At 73.8% G+C, this 24,242-nt stretch carries 27 protein-coding genes and 1 pseudogene; 14 read left to right on the top strand and 14 right to left on the bottom strand.

The window, feature by feature from the left end; translation table 11 throughout:
* Positions 1-9 precede the first annotated feature (9 nt).
* From OSB71_RS09530 to OSB71_RS09515, 4 genes are all read left to right on the top strand, one after another.
* A complete protein-coding gene (locus OSB71_RS09530; RefSeq protein WP_265946433.1) occupies positions 10-948 on the top strand; it encodes an SPFH domain-containing protein in 939 nt (312 codons plus the stop codon).
* Positions 945-1,247, top strand: coding sequence for a type II toxin-antitoxin system antitoxin (locus OSB71_RS09525; RefSeq protein WP_265946431.1), 303 nt, complete (start codon positions 945-947; stop codon positions 1,245-1,247). The genes OSB71_RS09530 and OSB71_RS09525 overlap by 4 nt, the downstream gene beginning before the upstream one ends.
* Before the next feature lie 77 nt (positions 1,248-1,324).
* Positions 1,325-1,699: a YkvA family protein gene (locus tag OSB71_RS09520; RefSeq protein ID WP_265946429.1), complete on the top strand. Its 375-nt coding sequence runs from the start codon at positions 1,325-1,327 to the stop codon at positions 1,697-1,699.
* A 42-nt stretch (positions 1,700-1,741) separates the two neighbouring features.
* Positions 1,742-1,969: a hypothetical protein gene (locus OSB71_RS09515; protein ID WP_265946427.1), complete on the top strand. Its 228-nt coding sequence runs from the start codon at positions 1,742-1,744 to the stop codon at positions 1,967-1,969.
* Positions 1,970-2,050: 81 nt separating this feature from the next.
* On the opposite strand, the gene OSB71_RS09510 is transcribed toward OSB71_RS09515, so the two are convergent.
* On the bottom strand, positions 2,051-3,007 hold the full coding sequence (locus OSB71_RS09510; protein ID WP_265946425.1) for a hydrogen peroxide-inducible genes activator: 957 nt from the start codon (positions 3,005-3,007) through the stop codon (positions 2,051-2,053).
* Between the two features lie 173 nt (positions 3,008-3,180).
* Between OSB71_RS09510 and OSB71_RS09505 the strand changes: the two genes are divergently transcribed.
* Both OSB71_RS09505 and OSB71_RS09500 read left to right on the top strand, forming a co-directional pair.
* On the top strand, positions 3,181-3,735 hold the full coding sequence (locus OSB71_RS09505; protein WP_265946423.1) for a peroxiredoxin: 555 nt from the start codon (positions 3,181-3,183) through the stop codon (positions 3,733-3,735).
* 3 nt (positions 3,736-3,738) lie between these two features.
* On the top strand, positions 3,739-4,272 hold the full coding sequence (locus OSB71_RS09500) for an alkyl hydroperoxide reductase (RefSeq protein ID WP_265946421.1): 534 nt from the start codon (positions 3,739-3,741) through the stop codon (positions 4,270-4,272).
* A gap of 139 nt (positions 4,273-4,411) precedes the next feature.
* On the opposite strand, the gene OSB71_RS09495 is transcribed toward OSB71_RS09500, so the two are convergent.
* From OSB71_RS09495 to OSB71_RS09480, 4 genes are all read right to left on the bottom strand, one after another.
* Positions 4,412-6,475 (bottom strand): ATP-binding SpoIIE family protein phosphatase, encoded by a 2,064-nt coding sequence (locus OSB71_RS09495; RefSeq protein ID WP_265946419.1) that lies wholly within the window; start codon positions 6,473-6,475, stop codon positions 4,412-4,414.
* A 398-nt stretch (positions 6,476-6,873) separates the two neighbouring features.
* Positions 6,874-7,563: a cytidylyl-2-hydroxypropylphosphonate hydrolase gene (fomD, locus tag OSB71_RS09490; RefSeq protein ID WP_265946417.1), complete on the bottom strand. Its 690-nt coding sequence runs from the start codon at positions 7,561-7,563 to the stop codon at positions 6,874-6,876.
* Between the two features lie 117 nt (positions 7,564-7,680).
* A complete protein-coding gene (locus tag OSB71_RS09485) occupies positions 7,681-9,063 on the bottom strand; it encodes a class II fumarate hydratase (protein ID WP_265946415.1) in 1,383 nt (460 codons plus the stop codon).
* A 41-nt stretch (positions 9,064-9,104) separates the two neighbouring features.
* A complete protein-coding gene (locus OSB71_RS09480) occupies positions 9,105-10,802 on the bottom strand; it encodes a fumarate hydratase (protein ID WP_265946413.1) in 1,698 nt (565 codons plus the stop codon).
* Positions 10,803-11,014: 212 nt separating this feature from the next.
* On the opposite strand from OSB71_RS09480, the gene OSB71_RS09475 reads away from it, so the two are divergent.
* Both OSB71_RS09475 and OSB71_RS09470 read left to right on the top strand, forming a co-directional pair.
* Positions 11,015-11,653, top strand: a complete 639-nt coding sequence (locus OSB71_RS09475) for a DUF1707 SHOCT-like domain-containing protein (protein WP_265946411.1) — start codon at positions 11,015-11,017, stop codon at positions 11,651-11,653.
* 124 nt (positions 11,654-11,777) lie between these two features.
* A complete protein-coding gene (locus OSB71_RS09470; protein WP_265946409.1) occupies positions 11,778-12,149 on the top strand; it encodes a WhiB family transcriptional regulator in 372 nt (123 codons plus the stop codon).
* A 436-nt stretch (positions 12,150-12,585) separates the two neighbouring features.
* On the opposite strand, the gene glpX is transcribed toward OSB71_RS09470, so the two are convergent.
* Positions 12,586-13,620 (bottom strand): class II fructose-bisphosphatase, encoded by a 1,035-nt coding sequence (gene glpX, locus OSB71_RS09465; protein WP_265946407.1) that lies wholly within the window; start codon positions 13,618-13,620, stop codon positions 12,586-12,588.
* 198 nt (positions 13,621-13,818) lie between these two features.
* On the opposite strand from glpX, the gene OSB71_RS09460 reads away from it, so the two are divergent.
* Positions 13,819-14,391 carry a DUF4245 domain-containing protein gene (locus OSB71_RS09460; RefSeq protein ID WP_265946405.1) on the top strand — a complete coding sequence of 191 codons (573 nt, stop codon included), beginning with the start codon at positions 13,819-13,821 and terminating at the stop codon, positions 14,389-14,391.
* A gap of 234 nt (positions 14,392-14,625) precedes the next feature.
* Here the strand turns inward: OSB71_RS09460 and OSB71_RS09455 are convergent, their stop codons facing one another.
* The 3 genes from OSB71_RS09455 to xseA form a co-directional block, all read right to left on the bottom strand.
* Positions 14,626-15,219 carry a malonic semialdehyde reductase gene (locus OSB71_RS09455; RefSeq protein WP_265946403.1) on the bottom strand — a complete coding sequence of 198 codons (594 nt, stop codon included), beginning with the start codon at positions 15,217-15,219 and terminating at the stop codon, positions 14,626-14,628.
* A 92-nt stretch (positions 15,220-15,311) separates the two neighbouring features.
* On the bottom strand, positions 15,312-15,650 hold the full coding sequence (locus OSB71_RS09450) for an exodeoxyribonuclease VII small subunit (RefSeq protein WP_265946401.1): 339 nt from the start codon (positions 15,648-15,650) through the stop codon (positions 15,312-15,314).
* A gap of 10 nt (positions 15,651-15,660) precedes the next feature.
* The gene (xseA, locus tag OSB71_RS09445; RefSeq protein ID WP_265946399.1) at positions 15,661-16,875 is read right to left on the bottom strand and encodes an exodeoxyribonuclease VII large subunit; all 1,215 of its coding nucleotides are present in this window, start codon (positions 16,873-16,875) and stop codon (positions 15,661-15,663) included.
* 134 nt (positions 16,876-17,009) lie between these two features.
* Between xseA and OSB71_RS09440 the strand changes: the two genes are divergently transcribed.
* A complete protein-coding gene (locus tag OSB71_RS09440; RefSeq protein ID WP_265946397.1) occupies positions 17,010-17,993 on the top strand; it encodes a 4-hydroxy-3-methylbut-2-enyl diphosphate reductase in 984 nt (327 codons plus the stop codon).
* Positions 17,994-18,369: 376 nt separating this feature from the next.
* Here OSB71_RS09440 and OSB71_RS09435 read toward each other — a convergent pair whose 3' ends face one another.
* Positions 18,370-18,966: a DUF6542 domain-containing protein gene (locus tag OSB71_RS09435; protein WP_323055262.1), complete on the bottom strand. Its 597-nt coding sequence runs from the start codon at positions 18,964-18,966 to the stop codon at positions 18,370-18,372.
* Positions 18,967-19,561: 595 nt separating this feature from the next.
* Between OSB71_RS09435 and ychF the strand changes: the two genes are divergently transcribed.
* From ychF to OSB71_RS24620, 4 genes and pseudogenes are all read left to right on the top strand, one after another.
* Entirely contained in the window at positions 19,562-20,650 is a 1,089-nt protein-coding gene (gene ychF, locus OSB71_RS09430; protein ID WP_265946395.1) for a redox-regulated ATPase YchF, read from the top strand.
* Between the two features lie 277 nt (positions 20,651-20,927).
* Positions 20,928-21,212 (top strand): hypothetical protein, encoded by a 285-nt coding sequence (locus OSB71_RS09425; protein WP_028438980.1) that lies wholly within the window; start codon positions 20,928-20,930, stop codon positions 21,210-21,212.
* On the top strand, positions 21,194-21,604 hold the full coding sequence (locus OSB71_RS09420; protein ID WP_265946393.1) for a DNA-binding protein: 411 nt from the start codon (positions 21,194-21,196) through the stop codon (positions 21,602-21,604). Before OSB71_RS09425 ends, OSB71_RS09420 begins: the two co-directional genes overlap by 19 nt.
* 347 nt (positions 21,605-21,951) lie before the next feature.
* Positions 21,952-22,383 (top strand): annotated as a pseudogene (locus OSB71_RS24620) (DUF3825 domain-containing protein); the annotation flags it as partial.
* Here the strand turns inward: OSB71_RS24620 and OSB71_RS09415 are convergent.
* The 4 genes from OSB71_RS09415 to OSB71_RS09400 form a co-directional block, all read right to left on the bottom strand.
* A complete protein-coding gene (locus OSB71_RS09415) occupies positions 22,293-22,949 on the bottom strand; it encodes a class I SAM-dependent methyltransferase (RefSeq protein ID WP_265946392.1) in 657 nt (218 codons plus the stop codon). The pseudogene OSB71_RS24620 and the gene OSB71_RS09415 overlap by 91 nt on opposite strands.
* 169 nt (positions 22,950-23,118) lie before the next feature.
* Positions 23,119-23,553 carry a glycine-rich domain-containing protein gene (locus tag OSB71_RS09410; RefSeq protein WP_265946390.1) on the bottom strand — a complete coding sequence of 145 codons (435 nt, stop codon included), beginning with the start codon at positions 23,551-23,553 and terminating at the stop codon, positions 23,119-23,121.
* 186 nt (positions 23,554-23,739) lie between these two features.
* The gene (locus OSB71_RS09405) at positions 23,740-23,919 is read right to left on the bottom strand and encodes a hypothetical protein (protein ID WP_265946388.1); all 180 of its coding nucleotides are present in this window, start codon (positions 23,917-23,919) and stop codon (positions 23,740-23,742) included.
* A gap of 83 nt (positions 23,920-24,002) precedes the next feature.
* Positions 24,003-24,242: hypothetical protein (locus tag OSB71_RS09400; protein WP_265946386.1), on the bottom strand; the 240-nt coding region annotated here is incomplete at its 5' end.

Below are 24,242 nucleotides of genomic sequence, written 5' to 3'. Positions count from 1 at the left end.
GGGGGAGTCATGACTGACGTCACCACACCGGTCGACGCGCCGGAGATGCCCAAGCCGCCGGTGCGCGAGCACGTGGCCCGCAGCATCTCCGGCGCGCTCGGCCTGGTCCTCGCGCTCGTCGGGCCGCTGGCCGGGCTCGGCCTGGCCCTGGGCGGCGTCGCGGTGGGCTTCGAGCCCGGGGACGCGACGGCGCTGGGCGTGCTCATGATCGTCGTCGGCGTGCCGCTGCTCCTGGTCTCGCTGCTGGCGTGGAACGGGGTCAAGATGGTCGCGCCCGGCGAGGCCCGGGTCATCCAGCTCTTCGGGCGCTACGTCGGCACGGTCCGCCAGGACGGGCTGCGCTGGGTGAACCCGCTCACCTCCGCCACCAAGATCTCCACCCGGGTGCGCAACCACGAGACGGCGGTGCTCAAGGTCAACGACGCCGGCGGCAGCCCCATCGAGATCGCGGCCGTCATCGTCTGGCAGGTCGAGGACACCGCGCAGGCCACCTTCGCGGTGGACGACTACGAGGAGTTCGTCACCACCCAGGCCGAGACGGCGCTGCGCCACATCGCCACCAACTACCCCTACGAGGCGGACGGCGACCTCTCCCTGCGCGACGACGCCGAGTCCATCACCGACCAGCTCACCGCGGAGGTCAACGCCCGCGTCACCGCCGCCGGGGTGCAGGTGATCGAGTCGCGCTTCACCCACCTCGCCTACGCCCCGGAGATCGCCGCCGCGATGCTCCAGCGCCAGCAGGCGGGCGCCATCATCGCCGCCCGGCAGCAGATCGTGGAGGGCGCGTGCGGCATGGTGGAGACGGCCGTCTCCCGCATCACCGAGCAGGACTTCGTCCACCTCGACGAGGAGCGCAAGGCCGCCATGGTCTCCAACCTGCTCGTCGTGCTCTGCGGTGACCGCGCCCCGCAGCCCGTCGTCAACTCGGGCTCGCTCTACCAGTGACGGAGCGCCGGCCGGCCCGCAAGCAGGTGCTGCTGCGGCTCGACCCGGCCGTCCACGACGCGCTCGCGCGCTGGGCGGGGGACGAGCTGCGCAGCACCAACGCGCAGATCGACTACCTGCTGCGCCGCGCCCTGCGCGACGCTGGGCGGCTGCCGGGCGACGCCCGCCCGCACCCGCGCCGCGGTAGGCCGCGGCGTGCGGACGGCGCCGCCGGGCCGGGGCGGGACGGTCCGGCGTCCGACGGAGCGGAGCACCCGCCCCCGGACGGCACGGGCGGGGCGCCACCGGCGACGACCTGAGCCGAAAACGGGTACCCGGGTGGACGGACGCGGCGAGGGGCGCGTCCGTACGCTTCCGTCGCGCAAGGAGTCCAGCCGTGAGCACACAGAGCCAGGTCGTCCTCGCCGTCGCCGCCGCGCTGGTGCTGGTGACGCTCGTGCTGGCCGTGCGTCTGGGGGTGCACGTCGTGCGGGCGCGCAGACTGCTGCGGGAGGCGGGCGTCCCCGCCTCCGGCCGGCTCGCCACCTGGGGCGCGCTGCTCTACCTCCTCTCCCCGGTGGACCTCCTGCCGGACCCGGTCCTGGTGGACGACATCGGCGTGCTGCTGCTCGCCCTGCGCTCCCTGCAGGCGGCAGCCGGCTCAGCGGGGCCGCGCCGCACGTCCTCCCGGCGCCCGCGGGTGTGCGCCGGGAGAGGGCGGGCACACGTAGAACAGGCCGCACAGGCCGACAGGCCGGAGCGTTCACGGTGAACGGAAGCCGGTCTGCCGACGAGTCAGACGGAGGAATCCGCCATGCCGGCACTGCAACGACTGGCCAGGACGATCAGCCGTCAGGTGCGCCACGGATCTCCGGTGGCGCGCCGCCGCCACACCTCGCGCACCAGCGCCATCGGACGGTCGCCGCAGGGCGTGACCATGGGAGCCGTCGTGGGCGGCCTGCTGCGCGCCGTGCGCGGGGCGTCCTCCCACGGACGGCGGCGTCCGCACGGCGGCCTGGGGCACCGCGCCCGCCGCTGGTGACACCGGGCGCGGCGCGCCCCCGCGGGTGACGTCCGCGCCGCATCCGTGCGACGGCCGCCTGAAGCCCGCCCCCGGCGCGCTTCAGGCGGCCGTCGGCCGTACCGGCAGCACGCTCAGCGCCACCCGCAGCGCCGCGGCGAACGCGGTGAACTCCTGCTCGCGCGCGGTGCCGTCGCGCATCGCCAGAGCCACCCGTCGGGTCGGCGCGGGGTCGGCGAAGCAGCCGGTGGCCAGCCGCTCGTTGCGCGCCGTCTCCAGGCGCAGCGCGGTCCGCGGCAGCAGGGTCACGCCCAGCCCGCCCGCGACGAGCTGCACGAGCGTGGAGAGCCCGGCCGCCGTCGTCGTCACCTCGCCCGCGGCGTCCCGGCGGCGCTCCGGGCGGCCCGCCTCGCGGCAGATCTCCAGGGCGTGTTCGCGCAGGCAGTGGCCCTCGTCCAGCAGGAGCAGCGGCAGGTCGCGCAGCCGCCGGCGCGGGATGTCCCGCCGCCCGGCCAGCTCGTGGCCGCGCTCCATCACCAGCACGAAGTCCTCTTCGTACAGGGGCAGCTCGACGATGCCGGGGGAGCGGAGCGGGACGGCGAGCAGCAGCAGGTCCAGCCGCCCGGTGGTCAGGCCGTCCACCAGCGCTTCCGTGTGCTCCTCGTGGACCCGCAGGTCCAGCTCCGGGTAGCGCTCGTGCACCAGGCCGAGCACCGTCGGCAGCAGGTAGGGGGCGCACGTGGGGATCACGCCCAGGCGCAGGGTGCCGGTGAACGGCGCGCGGGCCGCCTCGGCCTCCTCCAGCAGCTCGCCGACGGCCTCCAGCACCGTGCGGGCCCGCGCGGCCAGGCGCTCCCCGGCGGGTGACAGCAGCACGCGGCGCGTCGTGCGCTCCAGGAGCCGCACGCCCAGCGACTCCTCCAGCGCCGCGACCGCGCCGGACAGCGCGGGCTGGCTCATGCCGATGTCGGCGGCGGCTTCGCGGAAGTGCAGGTGTTCGGCGACGGCGGCGAACGCCCGGAGCTGGGAGAGGCTGGGCGGACGGGAGGGTTTGCTCATGTGACGTACTCGCGAGAGGTTCCGAGGCGGCCACTGATAGCCGTGCCCGATCAACGGGAGCGAGTCTAGCTATTTCTTTGATCAATATCGGCTGTGGCAGGGTGTGACATCCGTCCAACCCTCGAGGGAAGACCCCGCCAGGGGTGCTTTCCCGTGCCCGCAAGGAGAGCGTTGTGCTCACTGTAGGTGACCAGTTCCCGTCCTTCGACCTGACCGCGTGCGTCTCGCTGGAGAAGGGGCAGGAGTTCCGGCAGATCGACCACAAGACGTACGAGGGCCAGTGGAAGTGCGTGTTCTTCTGGCCGAAGGACTTCACGTTCGTGTGCCCGACGGAGATCGCCGCGTTCGGCAAGCTGCACGAGGAGTTCGCGGACCGTGACTGCCAGATCCTCGGCGTCTCCGGCGACTCGGAGTTCGTCCACCACGCCTGGCGCAAGGACCACGACGACCTGCGCGACCTGCCCTTCCCCATGCTGGCGGACTCCAAGCACGAGCTGATGCGCGACTGCGGCGTCCAGGGCGAGGACGGCTTCGCCCAGCGCGCCGTCTTCATCGTCGACCAGAACAACGAGATCCAGTTCACGATGGTGACCGCCGGTTCCGTGGGCCGCAACCCCAAGGAGGTCCTGCGGGTGCTGGACGCCCTGCAGACCGACGAGCTGTGCCCGTGCAACTGGAGCAAGGGCGACGAGACCCTCGACCCGGTCCAGCTCCTGGCGGGTGAGTGAGCCGTGGCACTGGCTGACCTGAAGTCGGCGCTGCCCGGCTACGCCAAGGACCTCAAGCTCAACCTCGGCTCCGTCATAGGCAACTCCGAGCTTCCGGAGCAGCGGCTGTGGGGCACGGTGCTCGCCTGCGCCATCGCCTCGCGCTCCCCGCTCGTGCTGCGGGAGCTGGAGCCGGAGGCCCGCAAGAACCTCTCCGACGAGGCCTACACCGCCGCCAAGTCGGCCGCCGCGATCATGGCGATGAACAACGTGTTCTACCGCACGCGGCACCTGCTGTCCGACCCCGAGTACGGCACGCTGCGCGCGGGCCTGCGGATGAACGTCATCGGCAACCCGGGGGTGGACAAGGCGGACTTCGAGCTGTGGTCGCTCGCCGTCTCGGCCGTGGGCGGCTGCGGCATGTGCCTGGACTCCCACGAGCAGGTGCTGCGCAAGGCGGGCGTCGACCGGGAGACGGTCCAGGAGGCGGTCAAGATAGCCTCCGTCCTCCAGGCCGTCGCGACGACCCTCGACGCGGAGGCGGCACTCGCCGCCTGACGGTCCGCACGGTTGGCGGCGCCGGTCCGCAGGCCGGACCGCGCCCGACCGCACGCCGGACCGCACCCCGGACGCCAAGGCCCGGGCGCCCCGCTGGGCGCCCGGGCCTGCGCGTGCGCGTGGAGCCCGCGCGGCGGCGCTAGGGGAGCGGTACCTCGAACCAGACCAGCTTTCCCGTGGACAGCCGGGTGGCGCCCCAGCGGCGGGCGATCCGGTTGACCAGGTACAGGCCGCGCCCGCCCTCGTCGGTCGCCCGGGCCTGCCGCAGCCGGGGGAGCTGGGGGACGTCGTCGCCCACCTCGCAGCGCAGGGTGTCCGTGCGCAGCAGCCGCAGCGTGACCGGGCGCTCGGCGTACCGCACCGCGTTGGTGACGACCTCGCTCACCAGCAGCTCGACGGAGTCCGTCAGCTCCTCCAGGCCCCAGGTCTCCAGCGCCCGCCGGGCCAGCCGGCGCGCCTGCCCGGCCGTCTCGGGACGGGGTTCGAGCGACCAGTAGGCGACGTCGCTCGGCGCGATGCCGTCGAACCGGGCGGCGAGCAGCGCGATGTCGTCGTCGCGGTCGCCCGGGCCGACGATGTCGAGCACCTCGTCGCACAGGGGCTCCAGCGGCGCGGCGGCGTCCGGCCGGATGAGCCGCCCGGTCTCGGTGAGCTTCTGGCGCAGCGTCTCGATGCCGGCCCACACGTCGCGGTGCCGGGACTCCACCAGGCCGTCGGTGTAGAGGAGCAGCGTGGCACCGGCCGGGGCGTCCAGCTCGACGGCCTGGAAGTCCACCCCGCCGACGCCGATGGGCGCGCCGGGCGGTATGCGCAGCGTCTCGGCCCGCCCGTCGCGGTGCAGCATCACCGGCGGCGGGTGCCCGGCGTTCGCGACGATCATGCGGTGCGCGACCGGGTCGTAGACGACGTAGACGCAGGTGGCCATGCGGTCCTCGCCGAGCCGCTGGGCCTGCTCGTCCAGGTGGTGCAGCACCTCCTGCGGCGGCAGGTCGAGCTGGGCGAGCGTCTGCGCCGTGGTGCGGAGCTGGCCCATGATCGCGGCCGAGGTCGTGGAGTGGCCCATCACGTCGCCGACGACCAGCGCGACGCGGCTGCCGGGCAGCGGGATGGCGTCGTACCAGTCGCCGCCCACCCGGGCGGACTCCGCCGCCGGGAGGTAGCGGCTGGCCAGCCGCACGCCGGTGGGCTGCGGCAGCCGGTCGGGCAGCATGGTGCGCTGGAGCTCGTCGGCGATGTACGCCTCGCGCCCGTACAGCACGGCCTTGTCGACGCCCAGCGCGGTGTGCGTGGCCAGTTGCGCGGCCACCAGCAGGTCGTCGCCCGCGAACGCCGAGCGCTCCGGGCGGCGCAGGAAGACGGCGGCACCGATCACCCGGCGGCGGCCGCGCAGCGGGGCCAGGATGGCCCGGTCGCCCGAGGGCACGTCCCGCTCCTGGCCCAGCAGCTCCGGCAGCGCCGCCCGCGCGGCCGGGTTATCCCCGAACAGCGGACGCACGCCGCGCAGCACCTCGGCCAGCGCGCCGCCGGTGCGGACCTCGGCCAGCTCGGCGGCCCCGGCCGCGGGCTGCTCGGCGAGCCCGGCCAGCAGCGGCAGCCGCGCGCCGTTCTCGCCGCCGGACGCCGCGCCCGGTGCCCCGCCGGCGGGTCGCGTCCCGTCCCCCGACGGCGTCCCGTCGGCGCGGGGTGGTTCGGCCTGCGGGTCGGGGGCGGGCCGGCTCGGGTGGTCGGGCAGGCGGTCGGTGCGGCGCAACCGGAGCCGGACGGGTCCGGTGGGCCGCTCCTCGCCGACGGGGAGCGGATCGCGCAGGTAGACCAGGATCGCGTCGGCGAAGGCCGGGACCGACGCCCGGCACAGGCCGAGCACCGTCTCGTCCAGGTCCAGGCCCCGGGCGATGCGGCGCGTCGCGGCGCCGACGAAGCGCAGCCGGTCGCCGCCGCGCCGCGCGTGCTCGTCGCCGTCCGGGCCGGTCTCGGCCGGCGCGGGCGTGGCCGCGTGCGGCCCCGCACCGCCGGCGGCCGGGAACGGGGGCGGGGCGGCGGCCGTCGGCGTGCCCTCGGCCTGGGGGTGGGCGGGCTCACGCACCGGGCTCTCGCCCGCCGCGTCGGCCGCTCGCGCGCGGGCGTGCGGGATCGCGCCGTCGGACGGCCGGGGCTGGTGCGCTCCGGCCGCCGACTGGCGGGGGGTGGTCGGGTGCTCCGTCACGCGTCGGGTTTCCGTCCGTCCTGTGCGGCGTGGGTGGTGATCTTCTCGGGCCGGGCGGGGCCGGGTGCCGCGCGTCGATGCGCCGACACCCCGTTCATGCTGCCCGGGAACAGAAGCGGAAGGCCAGCCTCCGCGTGCGGGGGTCGTCCCGACCCGGGGCGGCCTTGGCCCGTCCGTTGCTGCTCACGTGCGTGGCTCCTCTCGGGGACACCCGGTAAGTCGAGCCGGGCGCGGGGGAGTTGCTGCGGTGCGTGACGGCCTGCGGATGCGGCCCGGGAAATGATCCTACGGTCGCGGCCCCGGAGCGTATCAAGAGGTACCGGGCTTCGGGTGCGTCACGGTGCCCTGTACACCTTTCCGGGTGCACCCCTGCGGGCGCACCCCGCGGCGCGCCCGGCTCAGGGGCGGCCGCGGCGGTCCCAGTCGCGCGGCAGGCGCGGCACGGGCCAGGCCGGGTCCGGACGCCAGTGCTCCCAGCCGTCGGCGAACGGCGACTCCCACCGGCGCACTCCCTCCAGCGCGCGCCGCCCGGCCGCCCGTACGCGCTCCGCCTGCGCGGCGTCCATGAGCCCGGCCGCCTGCGCCTGCGCGAACTCGTCCTCGTCCAGCCACTCCCAGGTGCGGTCGGGGTAGACGGCCAGGTCCAGGAAGTGGTCCTCGGAGTCCACGCCGCGCGACCAGCGGCGGTGCGGCTCCTCCAGGTTCACGTACCAGTTCCTGAACCGCCAGCCCGCCTCCCAGAACAGCCACACCGACCACGGCCGGCCCGGCCGGGCCAGCTTCAGCACCCCCGTGCCGAGCCAGCGGCAGCGGGTGAGGGTGCGCGGCTTGGTGTACCGCGTGGCCAGCGGCTCCCGGTGCACCGGCGTACCGTCCGCGAGCTGCGGCTTCACGCACCGGGTGCCGGGCGCCATCCACACCGCGAGCAGCTCCGGGGTGTCGCGGACGACCGTCACCGGGCGGCAGATGTGCGGGTGGGACGCGCCGTTGGCCCGGTAGCGCCACAGGATCTGCGTCCCCGGAGCCCAGGACCCCGGGCGCGGTGCTCCGGACTCCCCCCGTGCCGGCCGCTCGGTGTGCGCTGTCATCCACGGATGGTATCCGAGCGCCGCGCGGCCCGCCGGGCGTCGCCGTGGCGGGGCCCGGCGGGCCCGGGGGCGGGCCGCCGTGCCCCGCACGGGCGGCGGGAGGCCCCGGCCGCCGCCCTACGGCCGGGTCATGCGCAGCACGTCGAGCGCCTCGTCGAGCTGCTCCTCGGTGAGCTCGCCGCGCTCGACGTAGCCCCCGTCGAGCACCGCCTGGCGGATCGTGACGCGCTCGGCCAGCGCGCGCTTGGCGACCTTCGCCGCCTCCTCGTAGCCGATGTACCGGTTGAGCGGGGTGACGACGGAGGGCGAGGACTCGGCGTACTCGCGCGCCCGCTCCACGTCGGCGGTGATGCCGTCCACCGTGCGGTCGGCCAGCAGGCGGCTCGCGTTCGCCAGCAGCCGGACCGACTCCAGCACGTTGCGCGCCAGCACCGGCAGCATGACGTTGAGCTCGAAGTTGCCCGAGGCCCCGGCCGTCGTCACCGTGACGTCGTTGCCGACGACCTGCGCGGCCACCATGAGCACCGCCTCGGGGATCACCGGGTTCACCTTCCCCGGCATGATGGAGGAGCCGGGCTGGAGGTCCGGCAGGGCGATCTCGGCCAGCCCGGTGCGCGGCCCGGAGGCCATCCAGCGCAGGTCGTTGGCGATCTTCGTCAGGCTCACCGCGACGGTGCGCAGCTGCCCGGAGGTCTCCACCAGCCCGTCCCGGGCGCCCTGCGCCTCGAAGTGGTCCCGTGCCTCGGTCAGCGGCAGCCCGGTGACGCGGGCGACCTCCGCGATGACGGCCGCGGCGAACCCGGGCGGGGTGTTGATGCCCGTGCCCACCGCCGTCCCGCCCAGCGGCAGTTCCGCGAGCCGGGGCAGCGAGGCGTGCAGCCGCTCCACGCCGTGCCGCACCTGGGCGGCGTACCCGGCGAACTCCTGCCCGAGCGTGACGGGGGTGGCGTCCATCAGGTGCGTGCGCCCGGACTTCACCACCGTGGCGAACTCGCCCGCCTTGCGCTCCAGCGCGTCGGCCAGGTGCTCCAGCGCCGGGACGAGGTCGCGGGAGACGGCCGCGGTCGCGGCGATGTGCACGGAGGAGGGGAAGACGTCGTTGGAGGACTGGCTGGCGTTGACGTGGTCGTTGGGGTGGACGGGCGCGCCGAGCCGCTCGGACGCGAGCGTGGCGACGACCTCGTTCATGTTCATGTTCGAGGAGGTGCCCGAGCCGGTCTGGAAGACGTCGACGGGGAAGTGCTCGTCCCACCGGCCGTCGGCGACCTCGGTGGCGGCCGCGACGATCGCGGCCGCCATCTCCTGCTCCACCACGCCCAGTTCGGCGTTGACCGTGGCCGCCGCCGCCTTGATGTGCGCCAGCGCCTGGATGTGGGCGCGCTCCAGGCGCTGCCCGGAGACGGGGAAGTTCTCCACCGCCCGCTGGGTCTGGGCGCGCCACTTGGCGTCGGCGGGCACCTTGACCTCGCCCATGGAGTCGTGCTCGATGCGGAAACTCATGAGCACGAGCGTAGGCCGCCCGTGCGGCGGGCGGCCCCACGTCAGCCGCGCACGGGGATCGAGGTCACGAACGGCTGGGCCGGGCCCGGGTCGGTGAAGAAGTCGTTGCCCTTGTCGTCCACCACGATGAACGCCGGGAAGTCCGCCACCTCGATCTTCCAGACGGCCTCCATGCCCAGCTCCGCGTACTCCAGCACCTCCACCCGCTTGATGCAGTCCTGCGCCAGCCGCGCCGCCGGGCCGCCGATGGAGCCGAGGTAGAAGCCGCCGTGCGTCGCGCACGCGTCGGTGACCTGCTTGCTGCGGTTGCCCTTGGCCAGCATCACGAACGAGCCGCCCGCCGCCTGGAACTGCTCGACGTAGGCGTCCATGCGCCCGGCCGTCGTCGGGCCGAAGGAACCGGACGCGTAGCCCTCGGGCGTCTTGGCCGGGCCCGCGTAGTACACCGCGTGGTCGCGCAGGTACCGCGGCATCTCCTCGCCCGCGTCCAGCCGCTCCTTGATCTTGGCGTGCGCGATGTCGCGCGCGACGACCAGCGGGCCGGTCAGCGACAGCCGCGTCTTGACCGGGTGCCGGGACAGCTCGGCGCGGATCTCGTCCATCGGCCGGTTGAGGTCGATGCGCACGACATCGTCCTGCCCGGAGCCCTCGGACAGCTCCTCGCCCGTCGTCTCCGGCAGGAACCGCGCCGGGTCGCGCTCCAGCCGCTCCAGGAAGACGCCCTCGGCGGTGATCCTCGCCCTGGCCTGCCGGTCGGCGGAGCAGGAGACCGCGATCGCCACCGGGCAGGAGGCGCCGTGCCGGGGCAGGCGCACCACGCGCACGTCGTGGCAGAAGTACTTGCCGCCGAACTGGGCGCCGATGCCGATCTTCTGCGTCAGCTCGAAGACCCGCTCCTCCAGCTCGCGGTCCCGGAAGCCGTGGCCGGACGGCGACCCCTCGGACGGCAGCTCGTCCAGGTAGTGCGCGGAGGCGTACTTGGCGGTCTTGAGCGCGTACTCGGCGCTGGTGCCGCCGACGACGATCGCCAGGTGGTAGGGCGGGCAGGCCGCCGTGCCCAGGGAGCGGATCTTCTCCTCCAGGAAGCGCATCATGGCGGCCTCGTTGAGCACCGCCTTCGTCTCCTGGTAGAGAAAGCTCTTGTTCGCGCTGCCGCCGCCCTTGGCCATGAACAGGAAGTCGTAGGCGTCGCCGTCGGCGGCGTAGAGCTCGATCTGCGCGGGCAGGTTGGTGCCGGTGTTGCGCTCCTCCCACATGGTCAGCGGCGCCATCTGGGAGTAGCGCAGGTTGAGCTGGGTGTAGGCGTCGAACACGCCGTGCGACAGGGCGCGGGCGTCGCCCCCCTCGGTCAGCACGTTCTGGCCGCGCTTGCCCATGACGATCGCCGTGCCGGTGTCCTGGCACATCGGCAGGACGCCCGCGGCCGCGATGTTGGCGTTCTTCAGCAGGTCCAGGGCGACGAACCGGTCGTTCGGGCTCGCCTCGGGGTCGTCGAGGATGCGGCGGAGCTGGGCCAGGTGCTCGGGGCGCAGGAAGTGCGAGATGTCCTTCATCGCCTCGGCGGCCAGCAGCCGCAGCGCCTCCGGCTCGACCTTGAGGAAGGTGCGGCCCCCGGCCTCGACGGTGCTGACCCCCTCGGTGGTCACCAGGCGGTAGGGCGTCGCGTCCTCGCCCACGGGCAGCAGATCCGTGTAGGAGAACTCCCGGTCATCGGGGCGGGGGGCGGGGCGGGCGGCCATGGGGGCGGATTCCTCTCTGGACGGCTCAGGCGGCTCGACGGCGTCGGCGAGCGCGCCTCACAGGGTAGAACGCGGCGCGCCGGCCGCGGCTGTGAGGTGGCGCTCAGTGCCGTTCGGTGCCGTTCGGTGCCGTTCGGTGCTGTTCGGTGCTGTTCCGTACCGGTCGGCGCCCGCTCCTCGCGACCTATCGCGACTGTCGGTACGCTGCCCGGGTGGACGAGGTGAAGAGGCGCGAGGGGTCGGCGGGCGGCGGCCCGGACGGGGTGGCGGTGCGCGCTTCCGACGCGGACCGGGAGCGGATAGCGACCCTGCTCGGCGAGGGGCTCGCGGAGGGCCGGCTGACCGCGGAGGAGCACGCCGAGCGCGTCGTGGCGGCGTACCGGGCGCGCACCCGGGAGCAGCTCGCGCCCCTGGTGGCCGACCTCCCCGGCGGGCACGCGCCGGCGCACGCCGGGACACGGCCGACGCCGCCCGCGCGGGCCGGATCGACGCTCGTGGGGCTGTTCGCCGGCGCCGTGCGCCGCGGGCGGTGGCGGGTGGGGCCGCGCCTGAACGCCTTCGCCTGCTTCGGGCCCGTCGAGATCGACCTCACCGAAGCCCTGTTCGAGCAGCAGGAGGTGGTGGTCACGGCGGTGGCGCTGCTGGGCAGCGTGGAGGTCCGGGTGCCGGAGAACGTCACGCTCCGGGACGCGGGTTCGAGCGTCATGGGCGCGTTCGAGGTCGAGCAGCGCACGGCGGACGACCGGCGCGCGCCCGTGGTCGTCGTGCGCGGCGTCTCGGTGTGCGGTTCGGTGCAGGCGGTGGCGAAACGGGGCAAACAGATCCGGGACTTGCGCTCGCGTCGCGACTGAGCGCATAAGCGCGCGCACAGCGGGTAGAGGTCGAGGCATCGCCTCTCGCACGGTTCTCTCGTGAACCCCCGTGCGGCAGCAGGCAGACCAGGGTGAGCCGCACCGCCGTCGTCAGGAGTAGACCGTGCCGCGACCGTCGTATCAGTCCCCGCAGGCAGCCGTCCTCCCCGCACAGCGAACGCCGGAGCGCGGGCAAGCCGGGCCGTGGCACTCGGAAGCGGTCTGCCGCCGGGACGAGGCGGGGCTGTTCTTCGCGCCGTCGAAGGAACCCACGGCGGAACGGCTGGCCCGGGAACAGGCGGCCAAGGCGGTGTGCGCGCGGTGCCCCGTGCTCGTCGAGTGCCGCGAGCACGCGCTGACGCAGCCCGAGCCGTACGGGGTGTGGGGCGGGCTGACGGCCGCCGAGCGCCGGGTGGTGCTCGCCCGGCGCCGTCGCCGCGACGCCGTCGGCGCCCCCGACACCTCCCTGGCGCCCCACGTCCGCCGCATCGCGTAGCCGCGCGGGGGCGGCGCCCGCCGTCCGCCGCCCGCGCGGCCCCGCGCGCCGGTGGTCCGGGGCTGGCGGGTGGCCGCCGCCCGGGGCGACCCGGGACACGGCCGACGACCGCCGGGCCCTCGGCCCGGCCGGCCCGCCGGGCCCGGCGCCGCACGGGGGCGCGCCCGCCGCGCACCGCTCCGGCCGGGGGCCGACCCGGTGTGCCGCCCCGGCGGGGGAGCCCCCGCGGGAGCGGTGCGTGCCGCGTGGTGCGTGCCGCGTGTGCCACGTGGCGCGTCGCGTCCGGGTGCGGCCGCGTTCGCGCGCGTTGCCCGGCGTGCCGCGCCTGCGCGGTGTAAGCCGGTGTGCTGGCGCTCCGGGCGGGTCCCGCCCGGCGTGGGCCGGGCCCGCCGCGTTCCGCACAGGGGCGGCGGGGGCCCGGTGGGGCGTTGGGGGCTCAGGTCGCGCGGTCGAAGTCGATCGCGCTGTAGGCGCGCAGCTTCTCCAGCCGGTGCGTGGAGTCGATCTGGCGGATCGTGCCCGACTTCGAGCGCATCACCAGCGACTGGGTGAACGCCGTCTCGGCCCGGTAGCGCACCCCGCGCAGCAGGTCCCCGTCGGTGATGCCCGTCGCCACGAAGAAGACGTTCTCGCCGCTCACCAGGTCGTCGGTGTGCAGGACGCGGTCCAGGTCGTGTCCGGCGTCCAGGGCGCGCCGGCGCTCCTCCTCGTCCTTGGGCCACAGCTTGCCCTGGAGCGTGCCGCCCAGGCACTTGATCGCGCAGGCGGCGATGATGCCCTCGGGCGTGCCGCCGATGCCCAGCAGCAGGTCGACACCGGTGCCCTCGCGCACCGCCATGATCGCGCCCGCCACGTCGCCGTCGGAGATGAACTTGATGCGGGCGCCGGCCTCGCGCACCTCCCGGACGATGCCCTCGTGCCGGGGCCGGTCCAGGATGACGACGGTGACGTCCTCGGGGGCGCAGCCCTTGGCCTTGGCGACGCGGCGCACGTTCACCGAGGCGGGCGCGTTGATGTCCACGTACTCGGCCGCCTCCGGCCCCGTGGCGAGCTTGTTCATGTAGAACACCGCCGAGGGGTCGAACATGGCGCCGCGCTCGGCGACGGCCAGCACCGAGACCGCGTTGGCCATGCCCTTGGCGGTGAGCGTGGTGCCGTCCACCGGATCCACGGCCACGTCGCACTCCGGGCCGGTGCCGTCTCCGACGCGCTCGCCGTTGAACAGCATCGGCGCCTCGTCCTTCTCCCCCTCGCCGATGACGACGACGCCGTTCATCGAGACGGTCGAGACCAGGGTGCGCATCGCCTTCACGGCGGCCCCGTCGGCGCCGATCTTGTCACCGCGCCCCACCCAGCGGCCCGAGGCCATCGCGCCGGCCTCGGTGACCCGCACCAGCTCCAGGGCGAGGTTGCGGTCGGGTGCCTCGGGGCTCACCTCAAGCTGGGAGGGAAGGTGGTGGTTTTCCGACATCGAGACGCACCTTTCTGCACGGTCGGCCTGGGAGTCGGCCGCCGGACAGTCATAGGGGTGAGGGTACGTAGACCTTATCCGTCCACCGCCAGGATGAGCACGCGGGCCCACGTATGAGCGGCCCCGGAGGCCCGGGCCCCGCCACGTCCCGCCCCGCCCGGGGCCCTGGCCGCGTCGGGGAACCGGGCATGGGGGACCATGGAGGGCGTGGCAACGACGCGAGGCAAGAAGACGGTGCGGGACATGGTCCTCTCGATGGGCCTGATCTCCCTGTGCGCGGGAGTCGTCTACCTGTTCGGCGTCCCGCACGACGAGGACCAGGACCCGGTCAGGGAGATCGACTACCGCGCCGAGCTCCTCACCGCCGAGCGCGCCGCGCCCTACCCGCTCCTCGCGCCCGAGGGGCTGGACGAGCGGTGGCGGGCGACCTCCGTCTACTACCGGGGGCAGAGCGATCTCGGCGCCGTGTGGCACCTGGGCTTCCACGACCCGGACGTGGAGTACGCCGCCGTCGAGCAGAGCGACGGCGAGCCGGAGCGGTTCATCGCCGACGCCACGCGCGGCGCGGAGGCGACCGGCGCGACGGTCGACGTGGACGGCGCCGCGTGGGAGCGCTACGAGGGGCCGAAGTACGACGCCCTGGTGCGTGCGGCGGACGGCCACACCTCCGTGGTCACCGGCACCGCGCCCTTCGAGCGCCTGGCGGAGCTGGCCCGCGCGCTGGAGCCGAGGCAGGGCGGGGCACCCGCCGCCCGGGCGGACGCGGGCTGAGGCCGGACGGGCGTACGCGACGGCCGGACGGGCGTACCCGGCGCGCGGGCCCGGCGGGCGGCACGCGGCTCGGGGCGGTGCGCGGCTCTGGGGCGGTGCGCGGCTCTGGGGCGGTGCGCGGCCCGGGCAGGCGGTGCGCGGCCGGGACGGTGTGCGGGCAGCCCAGGCCAGCGGTACGCGGCTCGGGGCGGTGCGCGGTGCGGAGGCGGGCGTCCGCCCCCGCACCGGAGTGGCTCAGACCACCGTCACCGCGTCGCGGGCGGCCAGCCGCGGCGAGCGCGGGCGGAACGCGTCCGGGCCGGGGCGGCCGATGTTGATGACGACGAGCGCCTTCTGCTTGCCGTCGCCGAAGAACTCCTTGTTGACGCCCTCGGCGTCGAAGCCGGTCATCGGGCCGGCGGCCAGCCCGGCGGCGCGCACGCCGAGGATGAAGTAGCCGGCCTGGAGCGAGGCGTTGAACGTCCCGGCCTGCTCGCGGGCGGGCAGCTCGGCGAAGACGGTGTCCTTGAGGCCCGGCGCGACGGGGAACAGCTCGGGCAGCCGCTCGTGGAAGTCCAGGTCGACCGAGAGGATCGCGGTCAGCGGCGCGGTGCGCGTCTTGGCCTGGTTGCCCTCGGCCATGTGCCGCACCAGGCGCTCGCGGGCGGCGGTCGAGCGCACGAGGGTGATGCGCAGCGGCGACTGGTTGAAGGCGGTCGGCGCCAGCTTGATCAGGTCGTAGACGGCCTCGATCTGCTCGTCGCCGACCGGTTCGTCGGTGAAGGTGTTGGCGGTGTGCGCCTCGCGGAAGAGCAGGTCCTGGGCCGTCGCCTCAAGGCTGAGAGACATAGGGGCATCCTCGTCGTCGGGGGGCGGGTGGTGGTGCGTACGGCGACCACTGTACGAAGAGGTTCGTGCAGCGTTCAACTAAATCGGGGTGACTAGGCTCCCGCGCCGCCGTCCGCGTCCCCGTCCACGCCCTCCGCGTCGGCCGCCAGCGCCGCGTCCAGCCGCGCCCGGGCCCCGGCCAGCCAGCCCTGGCACACGCTCGCCAGCTCCTCGCCGCGCTCCCACAGGGCCAGCGACTCCTCCAGCGTGACCCCGCCGGCCTCCAACCGGCGCACCACCTCGATCAGCTCGTCCCGCGCCTGCTCGTAGCCCAGGGCCGCGGCGTCCGCGCCCGAAGCGCCGGCGTCCGCGCCGTCCCCGCTCGCCGTCCCGGCCGGCTGCCCGCCCGCGTCCCGCTCCGTCGCCGCCCGCGACGTGTCCGTGTTCGCCATGGCTCCCACCCTAGGCCGACGGGGTGACGGTCACGGTGAACTCCCCCTCGGCCACCCGGGCGCGCAGCTCCTCACCGTCGGCGACCCCCGCCGCGTCCCGCACGGCCGAGCCGTCCGGGCGCTGGAGGACGGCGTACCCGCGGCGCAGCGTGGCGGCGGGGGAGAGGGCCACCACCCGGGCGCGGGTGTGCTCCAGCTCCGCGTCCGCCCGGTCCAGCAGGTGGCCCACGGTGCGCCGGGCGCGCGCGAGGGTGTCGGCCACCTCGTCGGCCCGCGCGTCCACCATGCGGTGGGGGTAGGCCAGCGCCGGGCGGCTGACGCAGTCGGCCAGCCCCCGCTCCTGCGCGTCCAGGTACGCCGCCAGCCGACGCCGCCCGCGGTCGCGCAGTTGCGCTATGCGCTCGTACTCCTCGCCCACGTCCGGCACGACGTCCTTCGCGGCGTGCGTGGGCGTGCGCGAGCGCAGGTCGGCCACCAGGTCCAGCAGCGGGGTGTCCGGCTCGTGGCCGATCGCGGAGACGACGGGGGTGCCGCAGGCCGCCACCGCGCGCACCAGCCGCTCGTCGGAGAACGGCAGCAGGTCCTCCACGCTGCCGCCGCCCCGGGCGACGATGACGACGTCCACCTCCGGGTCGGCGTCCAGCTCCTGGACGGCCGCGATGACCTGCGGCACCGCGTGCACGCCCTGCACGGCCACGTTGCGCACCGCGAACCGCACCGCGGGCCAGCGCGCCCGCGCCGTCTCCAGCACGTCCCGCTCGGCCGCCGACGCCCGGCCCGTCACCAGGCCGATCCGGTGCGGCAGGAACGGCAGCGCCCGCTTGCGGCCCGCCGCGAACAGGCCCTCGGCCGTCAGCGCCTGCTTGAGCCGCTCCAGCCGCACCAGCAGCTCGCCCACGCCGACCGGCCGGATGTCGGCGGCGCGCAGCGACAGCGAGCCGCGCGGCGCGTACCACTCCGGCTTGGCGTGCACGACGACGCGGGCGCCCTCCCCGACGACGTCCGCCACCCGGTCGAAGACCTGGCGGAAGCAGGTCACCGACAGCGACATCTCGTGCGAGGGGTCCCGCAGCGTCAGGAACACCACGCCGGCGCCGGGACGCCGGCTGAGCTGGGTGATCTGCCCCTCCACCCAGACCGCGCCCAGCCGGTCGATCCAGCCGCCGATCAGCCGCGACACCTCCGCGACGGGGACCGGCGCCTCCGGGGACGTGTTCAAAGCCATGCGCGCGACCCTACCGGCCCCCACCGACAGCCCACGGCGGTCCCGCGCGGGGGCGGCGGCCCGGGGCGCCGCGCGCACCCCGCCGCACTCCACGCGCCGTCCGGCGCAGATCCGCGCGCCCGTACGATGGGGCCATGAGTGCTGAGACCGCCCGCCGCGTCCTCCTCGCCGCCCCCCGCGGGTACTGCGCGGGCGTGGACCGAGCCGTCATCGCCGTCGAGCAGGCCCTGGAGCAGTACGGCGCTCCGGTGTACGTGCGCCACGAGATCGTCCACAACAAGTACGTGGTGCGGACGCTGGAGAAGAAGGGCGCCGTCTTCGTCGAGGAGACCTCCGAGGTGCCGCCGGGCGAGATCGTCATCTTCTCGGCGCACGGCGTGGCCCCCGAGGTCCACCGCGAGGCCGAGCGCGGCAAGCTCGCCACCATCGACGCGACGTGCCCGCTGGTCACCAAGGTGCACAAGGAGGCCGTCCGCTTCGCCAAGGACGACTACGACATCCTCCTCATCGGCCACGAGGGGCACGAGGAGGTCATCGGCACCTCCGGCGAGGCGCCCGAGCACATCACCCTGGTCGACGGCCCGGAGGACGTGGCGAACGTCGAGGTCAGGGACCCGGAGAAGGTCGTCTGGCTGTCCCAGACCACCCTGTCGGTCGACGAGACGATGGAGACGGTCGGCGCGCTGAAGGAGAAGTTCCCCCGCCTCATCAGCCCGCCGAGCGACGACATCTGCTACGCCACGCAGAATCGGCAGACGGCGATCAAGCAGGTCGCGGCCGAGTCCGACCTGGTGCTCGTCGTCGGCTCGCGCAACTCCTCCAACTCCGTGCGCCTGGTCGAGACGGCCCTCGCGCACGGCGCCCGCGCCGGCCACCTGGTCGACAACGCCGGTGAGGTCGACGAGGCGTGGCTGGAGGGCGTCACCACCGTGGGCGTCTCCTCCGGCGCCTCGGTGCCGGACGTCCTGGTGGAAGGCGTCCTGGAGTGGCTGGCCGAGCGCGGCTACGGCGACGTGGAGGTGGTGCAGCCGGTGCAGGAGCACATGCAGTTCTCCTTGCCCAAGGAGCTGCGCCGAGACCTGCGCGCCGAGGCCGCGTCGAAGGTCACCGGCGCGTAACCCGACGCGGCGCCGCGAGGCGCGGGCGCGGCGGGGACGGTACGCCGGGTTCCGCCCCGCCCGCCCTTCGCGGCCGCGGACGCCGGCGCCCTACGCCGGAACCGTCGACGGGTGGACGGCGCCGTCGCCCAGGGAGCGGTCGTCCCCTTGCACGCAGGCGCCGCCGCGGGTGATCGGGCGCCGCGCCGGGTGGTCGAGGTGTGTGGTGGGCCGCCACCGCCGCAGGCTCCTCCCGCGGGTGCTGCTCGACCCCGTCCACGGCGCACGCGGCCCGTCGCCCCGTCCGCCCCGCGTCGACGCCACCGCCCGCCCGCCCGCAGCGCACCGTGCGGGTGGGACACCGGCCGCTCCGAGCGCGAGAACCCCGCCGCGCGGGTCACACGGGCCCGGCCGGACGCCGCGAGCGGGACGGCCCCCGCGGCCCGGGCGCGGTGCGGCCACCCCGGGCCTGCTGGGGCGGGGGGACTTGCTGGGACGTGCCGGTGTACTCCCGGGCGCCGGTGGGCCGGAGCGTGCCCGCCTGCTCCCGCACCCCGGGCGCCCGGGGCCGGGCCAGCCGGGCGTGCCGCCCGTCGCCCGCCGGGTGGCCGCCGCGCTCCCGGCGCCGCCGCAGCTCCCCGCGCCGCCGGGCCGCCCGCACCGCGCGCCGCACCACCGCCGCCAGCGCCGTCGCCGCCGTCCCGCCGTAGACCCAGGGAGCCTCCACCGCCAGCGCCGTGACCACCGTCATCACGCGCTCGCCCCACCCGCCGCCCCCGCCGCTGCCCCCGGTGAGCACCACCAGCCCGGCGGCGTACGCGATCGGGGCGACGACGGGCGCGGTGAACTGGTCGCCCGGCCGCACCCACAGCGCCGAGGCCAGACCCACGAGCACGAAGCCCACCCCGTACACCCCCGGCGAGGCGCCCAGCAGCAGCCGCACCACCCCGCCGAGCAGCACCATCGCGGCGATGGCCAGCAGCCCGCCGCCCAACCCGGTCAGCCGCGGGGCCCCCGGCCGCGCCGGCGCCCCCGGCGCACCGGCCGCCGCCCGCCGGGGCGCGGACCGCGCCGTCCCCCCGCCCGACCGCGCGGGCCGGGGCACCGCCGCCCGCTCACGCCCCCTCTGCCTCATCTGCTCCACCACCCCAACGTAGGCCGCCCCCGCCCGGCCGCCCACCCCCTGACACGCCGCCGACCCGCCCGCCGTGCCCCGTGGGCATGACACCGTTAGCCCGACGGGAGACGCCCACGCCGCGTCCCGCGTCCGCGCGCACCGCGTCCCGCGTCCGCCCGCACCGCGTCCCGCGTCCGCGCGCACCGCGTCCCGCGTCCGCCCACGCCGCGTCCCGCGTCCGCCCACGCCGCGCCCCGCGTCCCCGTGCGCCGCGCCACCGCCGCACGGCTGACCCGTCTCCCGGGCCGCCGCCTGCCCCGGGTCGCCACCTGCCCGGGGCGTCGCCCGTCCGGGGCGTCGGCGGGCGCTCGTGGTCGCCGTCGTCGCGGGTCGGTCGCGCCCGTAGACTGGTGGACTGGTCCGCACGTGCCGGGCCGCCGCCCCAGATCCTCTCGCTACGGGAAGTCGCCACGTGTCGCTCACGATCGGAATCGTCGGCCTGCCCAACGTCGGCAAGTCGACCCTGTTCAACGCCCTGACCAAGAACGACGTGCTGGCGGCCAACTACCCGTTCGCCACGATCGAGCCGAACGTCGGCGTCGTCGGCGTCCCCGACCCCCGGCTGGCCAGGCTGGCCGAGATCTTCGGCTCCGAGCGCGTCCTCCCGGCCACCGTCGACTTCGTCGACATCGCGGGCATCGTGCGCGGCGCCAGCGAGGGCGAGGGGCTGGGCAACAAGTTCCTGCACAACATCCGCGAGTCGGACGCGATCTGCCAGGTGATCCGCGCCTTCCGGGACGAGAACGTCGTGCACGTCGACGGCAAGGTCTCGCCCAAGGACGACATCGAGACGATCAACACCGAGCTGATCCTCGCCGACCTCCAGACCGTGGAGAAGGTCCTGCCGCGTCTGGAGAAGGAGGCGCGGGTCAAGAAGGACAGGCAGCCGCTGGTGAAGGCGGTGCAGGAGGCCAAGGGGATCCTGGAGGAAGGCCGCACCCTGTTCTCCGCCGGGATCGCCCAGGGCACCGAGGCCGCCGAGCCCCTGCGCGAGCTGCACCTGCTGACCACCAAGCCGTTCCTCTACGTCTTCAACGTCGACGAGGAGGAGCTGACCGACGACGCCTTCAAGGCCGAGCAGCGCGCCCTCGTCGCCCCGGCCGAGGCGATCTTCCTCAACGCCAAGCTGGAGGCCGACCTCGCCGAACTGGAGGAGGACGAGGCCCTGGAGCTCCTCCAGTCCGTCGGCCAGGAGGAGCCGGGCCTGGCCACCCTGGCCCACGTCGGCTTCCGCACCCTGGGCCTGCAGACCTACCTCACCGCGGGCCCCAAGGAGTCCCGGGCCTGGACGATCAAGCGCGACGCCACCGCCCCCGAGGCCGCCGGCGTCATCCACACCGACTTCCAGAAGGGCTTCATCAAGGCCGAGGTCATCTCCTTCGACGACCTCGTGGAAGCCGGCTCCGTAGCCGAAGCCCGCGCCCGCGGCAAGGCCCGCATGGAGGGCAAGGACTACACCATGCAGGACGGCGACGTCGTGGAGTTCCGCTTCAACGTGTAGCGGCTGACATATCACCACGTCGTTGATCTGGCAAACATGCAGGTCAGGGAGGGTCCGACTCTTTGGGGTCGGGCCCTTAGTCTTTTCCCGTGCTGGGATGGTGCTGGGATAGCTGGCCCCTCGTCACCTGTCGTCATCCCTGGTCATCCGTACCGTGCTGGGATCGTGTTGGGATGGGGGGTGCCCGTGCTGGGATTTGTGTGAGCGGGGCGCTGACCGAGCTGTGAAGGTAGTGCGGACGTGGCGCTTTTCCTACTCGTTTGACACAATCGGGGGCATGGCTGAGGCGACGTACAGCATCGGGGAAGGGCCAGCGACGCGAGTGAGCTTGTCGCTGCCGGAGGGGACCGCGGAGGCGATCCGGGCTCGGGTGGGCAAGCGGGAGTTCTCCGCGTTCATCGCCGAGGCGGTCGAGCGTGAGCTGCGGGGGCAGGTCCTGGACGAGTACCTGGCGGACTACGAGAGCCGCAAGGGGCCGGTCTCCGAGCCGGCTCGTCAGCGGGCGCGGCAGGTCTTCGACGAGGTGTTCGCCGAGGAGGCCGAGTGGCCCGCCGCCGGCTGAGTCAGGGGACGCTGGTCCTCGACAGCGAGGGACTCTCGAAGCTGCTCGCTGACGAAGAGCAGGTGGTGGCCCTGATCGCTGAGGCGCGGTCGCGCGGCATGGAGGTCGTGATCAGTGCGCTCACCATCATCGAGGCCGTCCACGCGCGTACGAACAAGTCCCGCCTGAACTGGGTGCTTTCCGGGCTGCGGGTCGTCCCGGTCGGTGACGAGGAGGCGAGGGCTGCCTCGAAGTTGCTGATGAATGCCGGGTTGCACGGACACGAGTACGCGATCGATGCGGCCGTCGCCGAGGCCGCGCTGCGACAGCACCGCCCCGTGGTCATGCTGACTTCCGATATTGACGACATGGCCAAACTGTGCGGCGAGCGGGTCCGGCTCGTGGCGGTGTGATTTCCCTTGGTTCAGCTCAGTAGGAGCGGGGTCCGTAGGGGCTCCAGTGGCCGAGGAAGGGCTTGAGGTCGTCGCCGCTGGGTTTCGGCGGCGTGGGCAGTTTCGGCACTGAGGCCGATTCGGCGAGGTTTTGGAGGTGCGCGTCCGCGAACGCGAGCCACGCCTCGACTGGGGGGCCTCGCGTTTTCCGGACAGCGATGGGGCCAGTCAATTTATGCGACGAGTCGTAGTTCTTCGAGTTCTGCGTGGGCTTCTCGCGGTGGCCGGTAACCTACTGCTGACTTCCTCGTTTCCTTCCAGGGACATCCTATTGGGTCCCTGTCCGGAGACTCCGAGGCGCCTCACTCGCACTGGTGGTCTCCCGGCAAGGGGAGTTCTATCGTGGTCACACAGTTTTCACGACCGCCATGGCATACAACAACGCCCGGCTGCTGGCCCGCCCCGACAGCGACTGGCTGCAACCCGCTGCCGACGAAGAAGCTCCGGCGGAGCGAAATCCGGCCACAGGTTCCACGGGAGCGACATGCAGGGTTCAGGAGATCACATCCGCCGGGGCCCCTCTGTGCTCAAGACAACTTATTTGCATGGAGCGCCCTTCGGTAAAACCTTGGGCGTCCGGGAGCAGGAGGCACAGCCTCCTGCCGACTCCCCTCAACGGGCAGAGTCGGCAGGGGGCCTGCCGTGTCAGCTATCGAACCCTGGCCTGGACGATCAGCGTGCCCAGTTTCTCCGGGTCGGGGGCCTCCAGGATTCGGGCGTCGGTCTCCAGGAAGCCGTAGTTCACCAGGATTCCGCGCCACATCTCCTCAGAGTAGGCCCACCGCTGGACCGGCAGAACCTTGCCCGTGAAGCCGTTGCCGTACATGCCCTGGGCGCCGTAGCAGCCGTCGACGGCTGGCGCCTGGGAGAAGACCAGGACGCCACCGGGGTTGAGGCGCTCGCGGATGACGGGCAGGAGACGGCGGGGGTCGGTGAACCAGAAAGCGCCCCACACCGAGTAGATGGCGTCGTACTTCTCCTCGGTGGTGGTCAGGAAGTCGACGGCTTCACGGAGGTGGAAGCGGGCTGCCTCGATGTCGCCCCAGCGTTCCTCGGCGTGCTTGATCTGGACGGGGGACAGGTCGATTCCCGTGGCATCAATGCCCTTGCGGGCGAGGTAGGCGACCTCGTTTCCGCTGCCGCAGCCCAGCTCCAGAGCGTTCTCGGGCTGGCAGAGCAGTTCTTCGGCGGGGCCGTGGTAGTCGTACTGGGTCCAGCAGAACCCCTTGTCGATGGAGTCCTGTACCGAGCCGATCTTCGTCAGGGCCCCGGTCGCGTAGCGGTCCCAGTAGTGTTCAACGCTCATGTAGCAACGTTCCTCGTGGAGTGGTTGTTGAGCATCTGTACCGTCTGGCTCCGACGACAACGCACGTTACTCGTTCGGCCCTGCGGCTGGGCCCGCAATGCTGGTTCTTCCCCCGAACGTGACGGCCGGGGCCGCCCCGAAGGACGACCCCGGCCTGTGTCCCCGCCGGTCAGTGGCAGCTCGTGCCCTGGGCGCAGGGGGAGCACTTCGAGGAGTCCCGCTCCCACAGCGGCCAGTCCACCTCGAACCCGTGCTGTTCGACGACGGCCGCGGTCCGCATGACGGTGCCGTCGGCCTTGCGGTCGATTTCGGGGATGTGGTGGAGGAACTGCCCGTTGTTGTACTTCTCGCAGAACGCGGCGTAGTTCGCCGTGTCGAGGATGAGCGCGTGCACGGCCACGTCGACGAGCTCGCCGCAGCCGAGTTCCAGACCCTCGCCCATGGTCTCCATGGCGGTGATCAGGTACGCGACGGCCTGGCCGAGGAGTCGGCCCGCCATCACGCTGTCCATGAGGTAGTCGCGGGTCAGGAGCTTGATCTCCCTTTCCCACACCTCCTCGCCCAGCAGTTCCTTCGGATCGCGTACCGCTACTGCCGTACCCATATGGGGCACCTCCAGCTCGAACGGATCTTGCGGAACCCTCCCCGTCCGTCAGATGCGGTTGCGTCGGAGCAGACGACGAATGGGGAGGGGGCTTGCCCCCGCCTCGGGCGGTTCTCATCAGCCTGGCCGTGGGGTGTACGCGGTGGGCGATGACTTCCGAGGCAGGCGTTCTCGGGGGCGGCTCCGTCAGCCGCCGCGCCGGTATCGGACGACCCCTGGCATGGACGCGAAGTCGAGCCGTCTGTACGCGAGGACCGGAGCGTCTACGATGTAGGGCTCGCGGTCCCTGAAGCGCAGCACCTTCGCGCCGGCCCTGGCGGTGCACATGTCCTCGATGGCGTAGTACACGCCGTCGAAGGGGATCATGTCGCCGATCGTCAGTCGGGACGGGTGCCGGATCTCGCCCACTGTCCCGAGGGGTCCCGCGGGAATCCCCTGGCCCGCCTCCGTCACGACCCCGCCCCTCTCGCGTAGGCGGCGATCTCCTCCTGCGTGTAGTGGTTCCGCACCCAACGGGCGAGGTCGTACGCCTCAGTCGACCGCAGGGCGATATGGACCGTGCCGTGTCCGTGGACGATGTCGCCCGTGGATACCTCGCCGGGGACCTGCGTGACCTCAATCGCCTGCCGCACTTCCGGCATGGCGTTCTCAGCGATCGTCCGGGCGGATTCCGTCCGGGTTCTGGCCAC

Source organism: Streptomyces marinisediminis (assembly GCF_026262575.1).
Taxonomy (GTDB): Bacteria; Actinomycetota; Actinomycetes; order Streptomycetales; family Streptomycetaceae; genus Streptomyces; species Streptomyces marinisediminis.
The sequence above is the reverse complement of the archived record's forward strand: the minus strand, read 5'-3'. Positions and strand labels throughout refer to the sequence as shown.

Excerpts from the sequence above, each read along its gene's own strand:
- OSB71_RS09530 (WP_265946433.1), top strand. The coding sequence starts at position 10 with ATGACTGACGTCACCACACCGGTCGACGCGCCGGAGATGCCCAAGCCG.
- OSB71_RS09515 (WP_265946427.1), top strand. The coding sequence starts at position 1,742 with ATGCCGGCACTGCAACGACTGGCCAGGACGATCAGCCGTCAGGTGCGC.
- OSB71_RS09510 (WP_265946425.1), bottom strand. The coding sequence starts at position 3,007 with ATGAGCAAACCCTCCCGTCCGCCCAGCCTCTCCCAGCTCCGGGCGTTC.
- fomD (WP_265946417.1), bottom strand. The coding sequence starts at position 7,563 with ATGACAGCGCACACCGAGCGGCCGGCACGGGGGGAGTCCGGAGCACCG.
- OSB71_RS09485 (WP_265946415.1), bottom strand. The coding sequence starts at position 9,063 with ATGAGTTTCCGCATCGAGCACGACTCCATGGGCGAGGTCAAGGTGCCC.
- OSB71_RS09480 (WP_265946413.1), bottom strand. The coding sequence starts at position 10,802 with ATGGCCGCCCGCCCCGCCCCCCGCCCCGATGACCGGGAGTTCTCCTAC.
- glpX (WP_265946407.1), bottom strand. The coding sequence starts at position 13,620 with ATGTCGGAAAACCACCACCTTCCCTCCCAGCTTGAGGTGAGCCCCGAG.
- OSB71_RS09460 (WP_265946405.1), top strand. The coding sequence starts at position 13,819 with ATGGAGGGCGTGGCAACGACGCGAGGCAAGAAGACGGTGCGGGACATG.
- OSB71_RS09455 (WP_265946403.1), bottom strand. The coding sequence starts at position 15,219 with ATGTCTCTCAGCCTTGAGGCGACGGCCCAGGACCTGCTCTTCCGCGAG.
- OSB71_RS09450 (WP_265946401.1), bottom strand. The coding sequence starts at position 15,650 with ATGGCGAACACGGACACGTCGCGGGCGGCGACGGAGCGGGACGCGGGC.
- xseA (WP_265946399.1), bottom strand. The coding sequence starts at position 16,875 with ATGGCTTTGAACACGTCCCCGGAGGCGCCGGTCCCCGTCGCGGAGGTG.
- OSB71_RS09440 (WP_265946397.1), top strand. The coding sequence starts at position 17,010 with ATGAGTGCTGAGACCGCCCGCCGCGTCCTCCTCGCCGCCCCCCGCGGG.
- OSB71_RS09425 (WP_028438980.1), top strand. The coding sequence starts at position 20,928 with ATGGCTGAGGCGACGTACAGCATCGGGGAAGGGCCAGCGACGCGAGTG.
- OSB71_RS09415 (WP_265946392.1), bottom strand. The coding sequence starts at position 22,949 with ATGAGCGTTGAACACTACTGGGACCGCTACGCGACCGGGGCCCTGACG.
- OSB71_RS09410 (WP_265946390.1), bottom strand. The coding sequence starts at position 23,553 with ATGGGTACGGCAGTAGCGGTACGCGATCCGAAGGAACTGCTGGGCGAG.
- OSB71_RS09405 (WP_265946388.1), bottom strand. The coding sequence starts at position 23,919 with ATGATCCCCTTCGACGGCGTGTACTACGCCATCGAGGACATGTGCACC.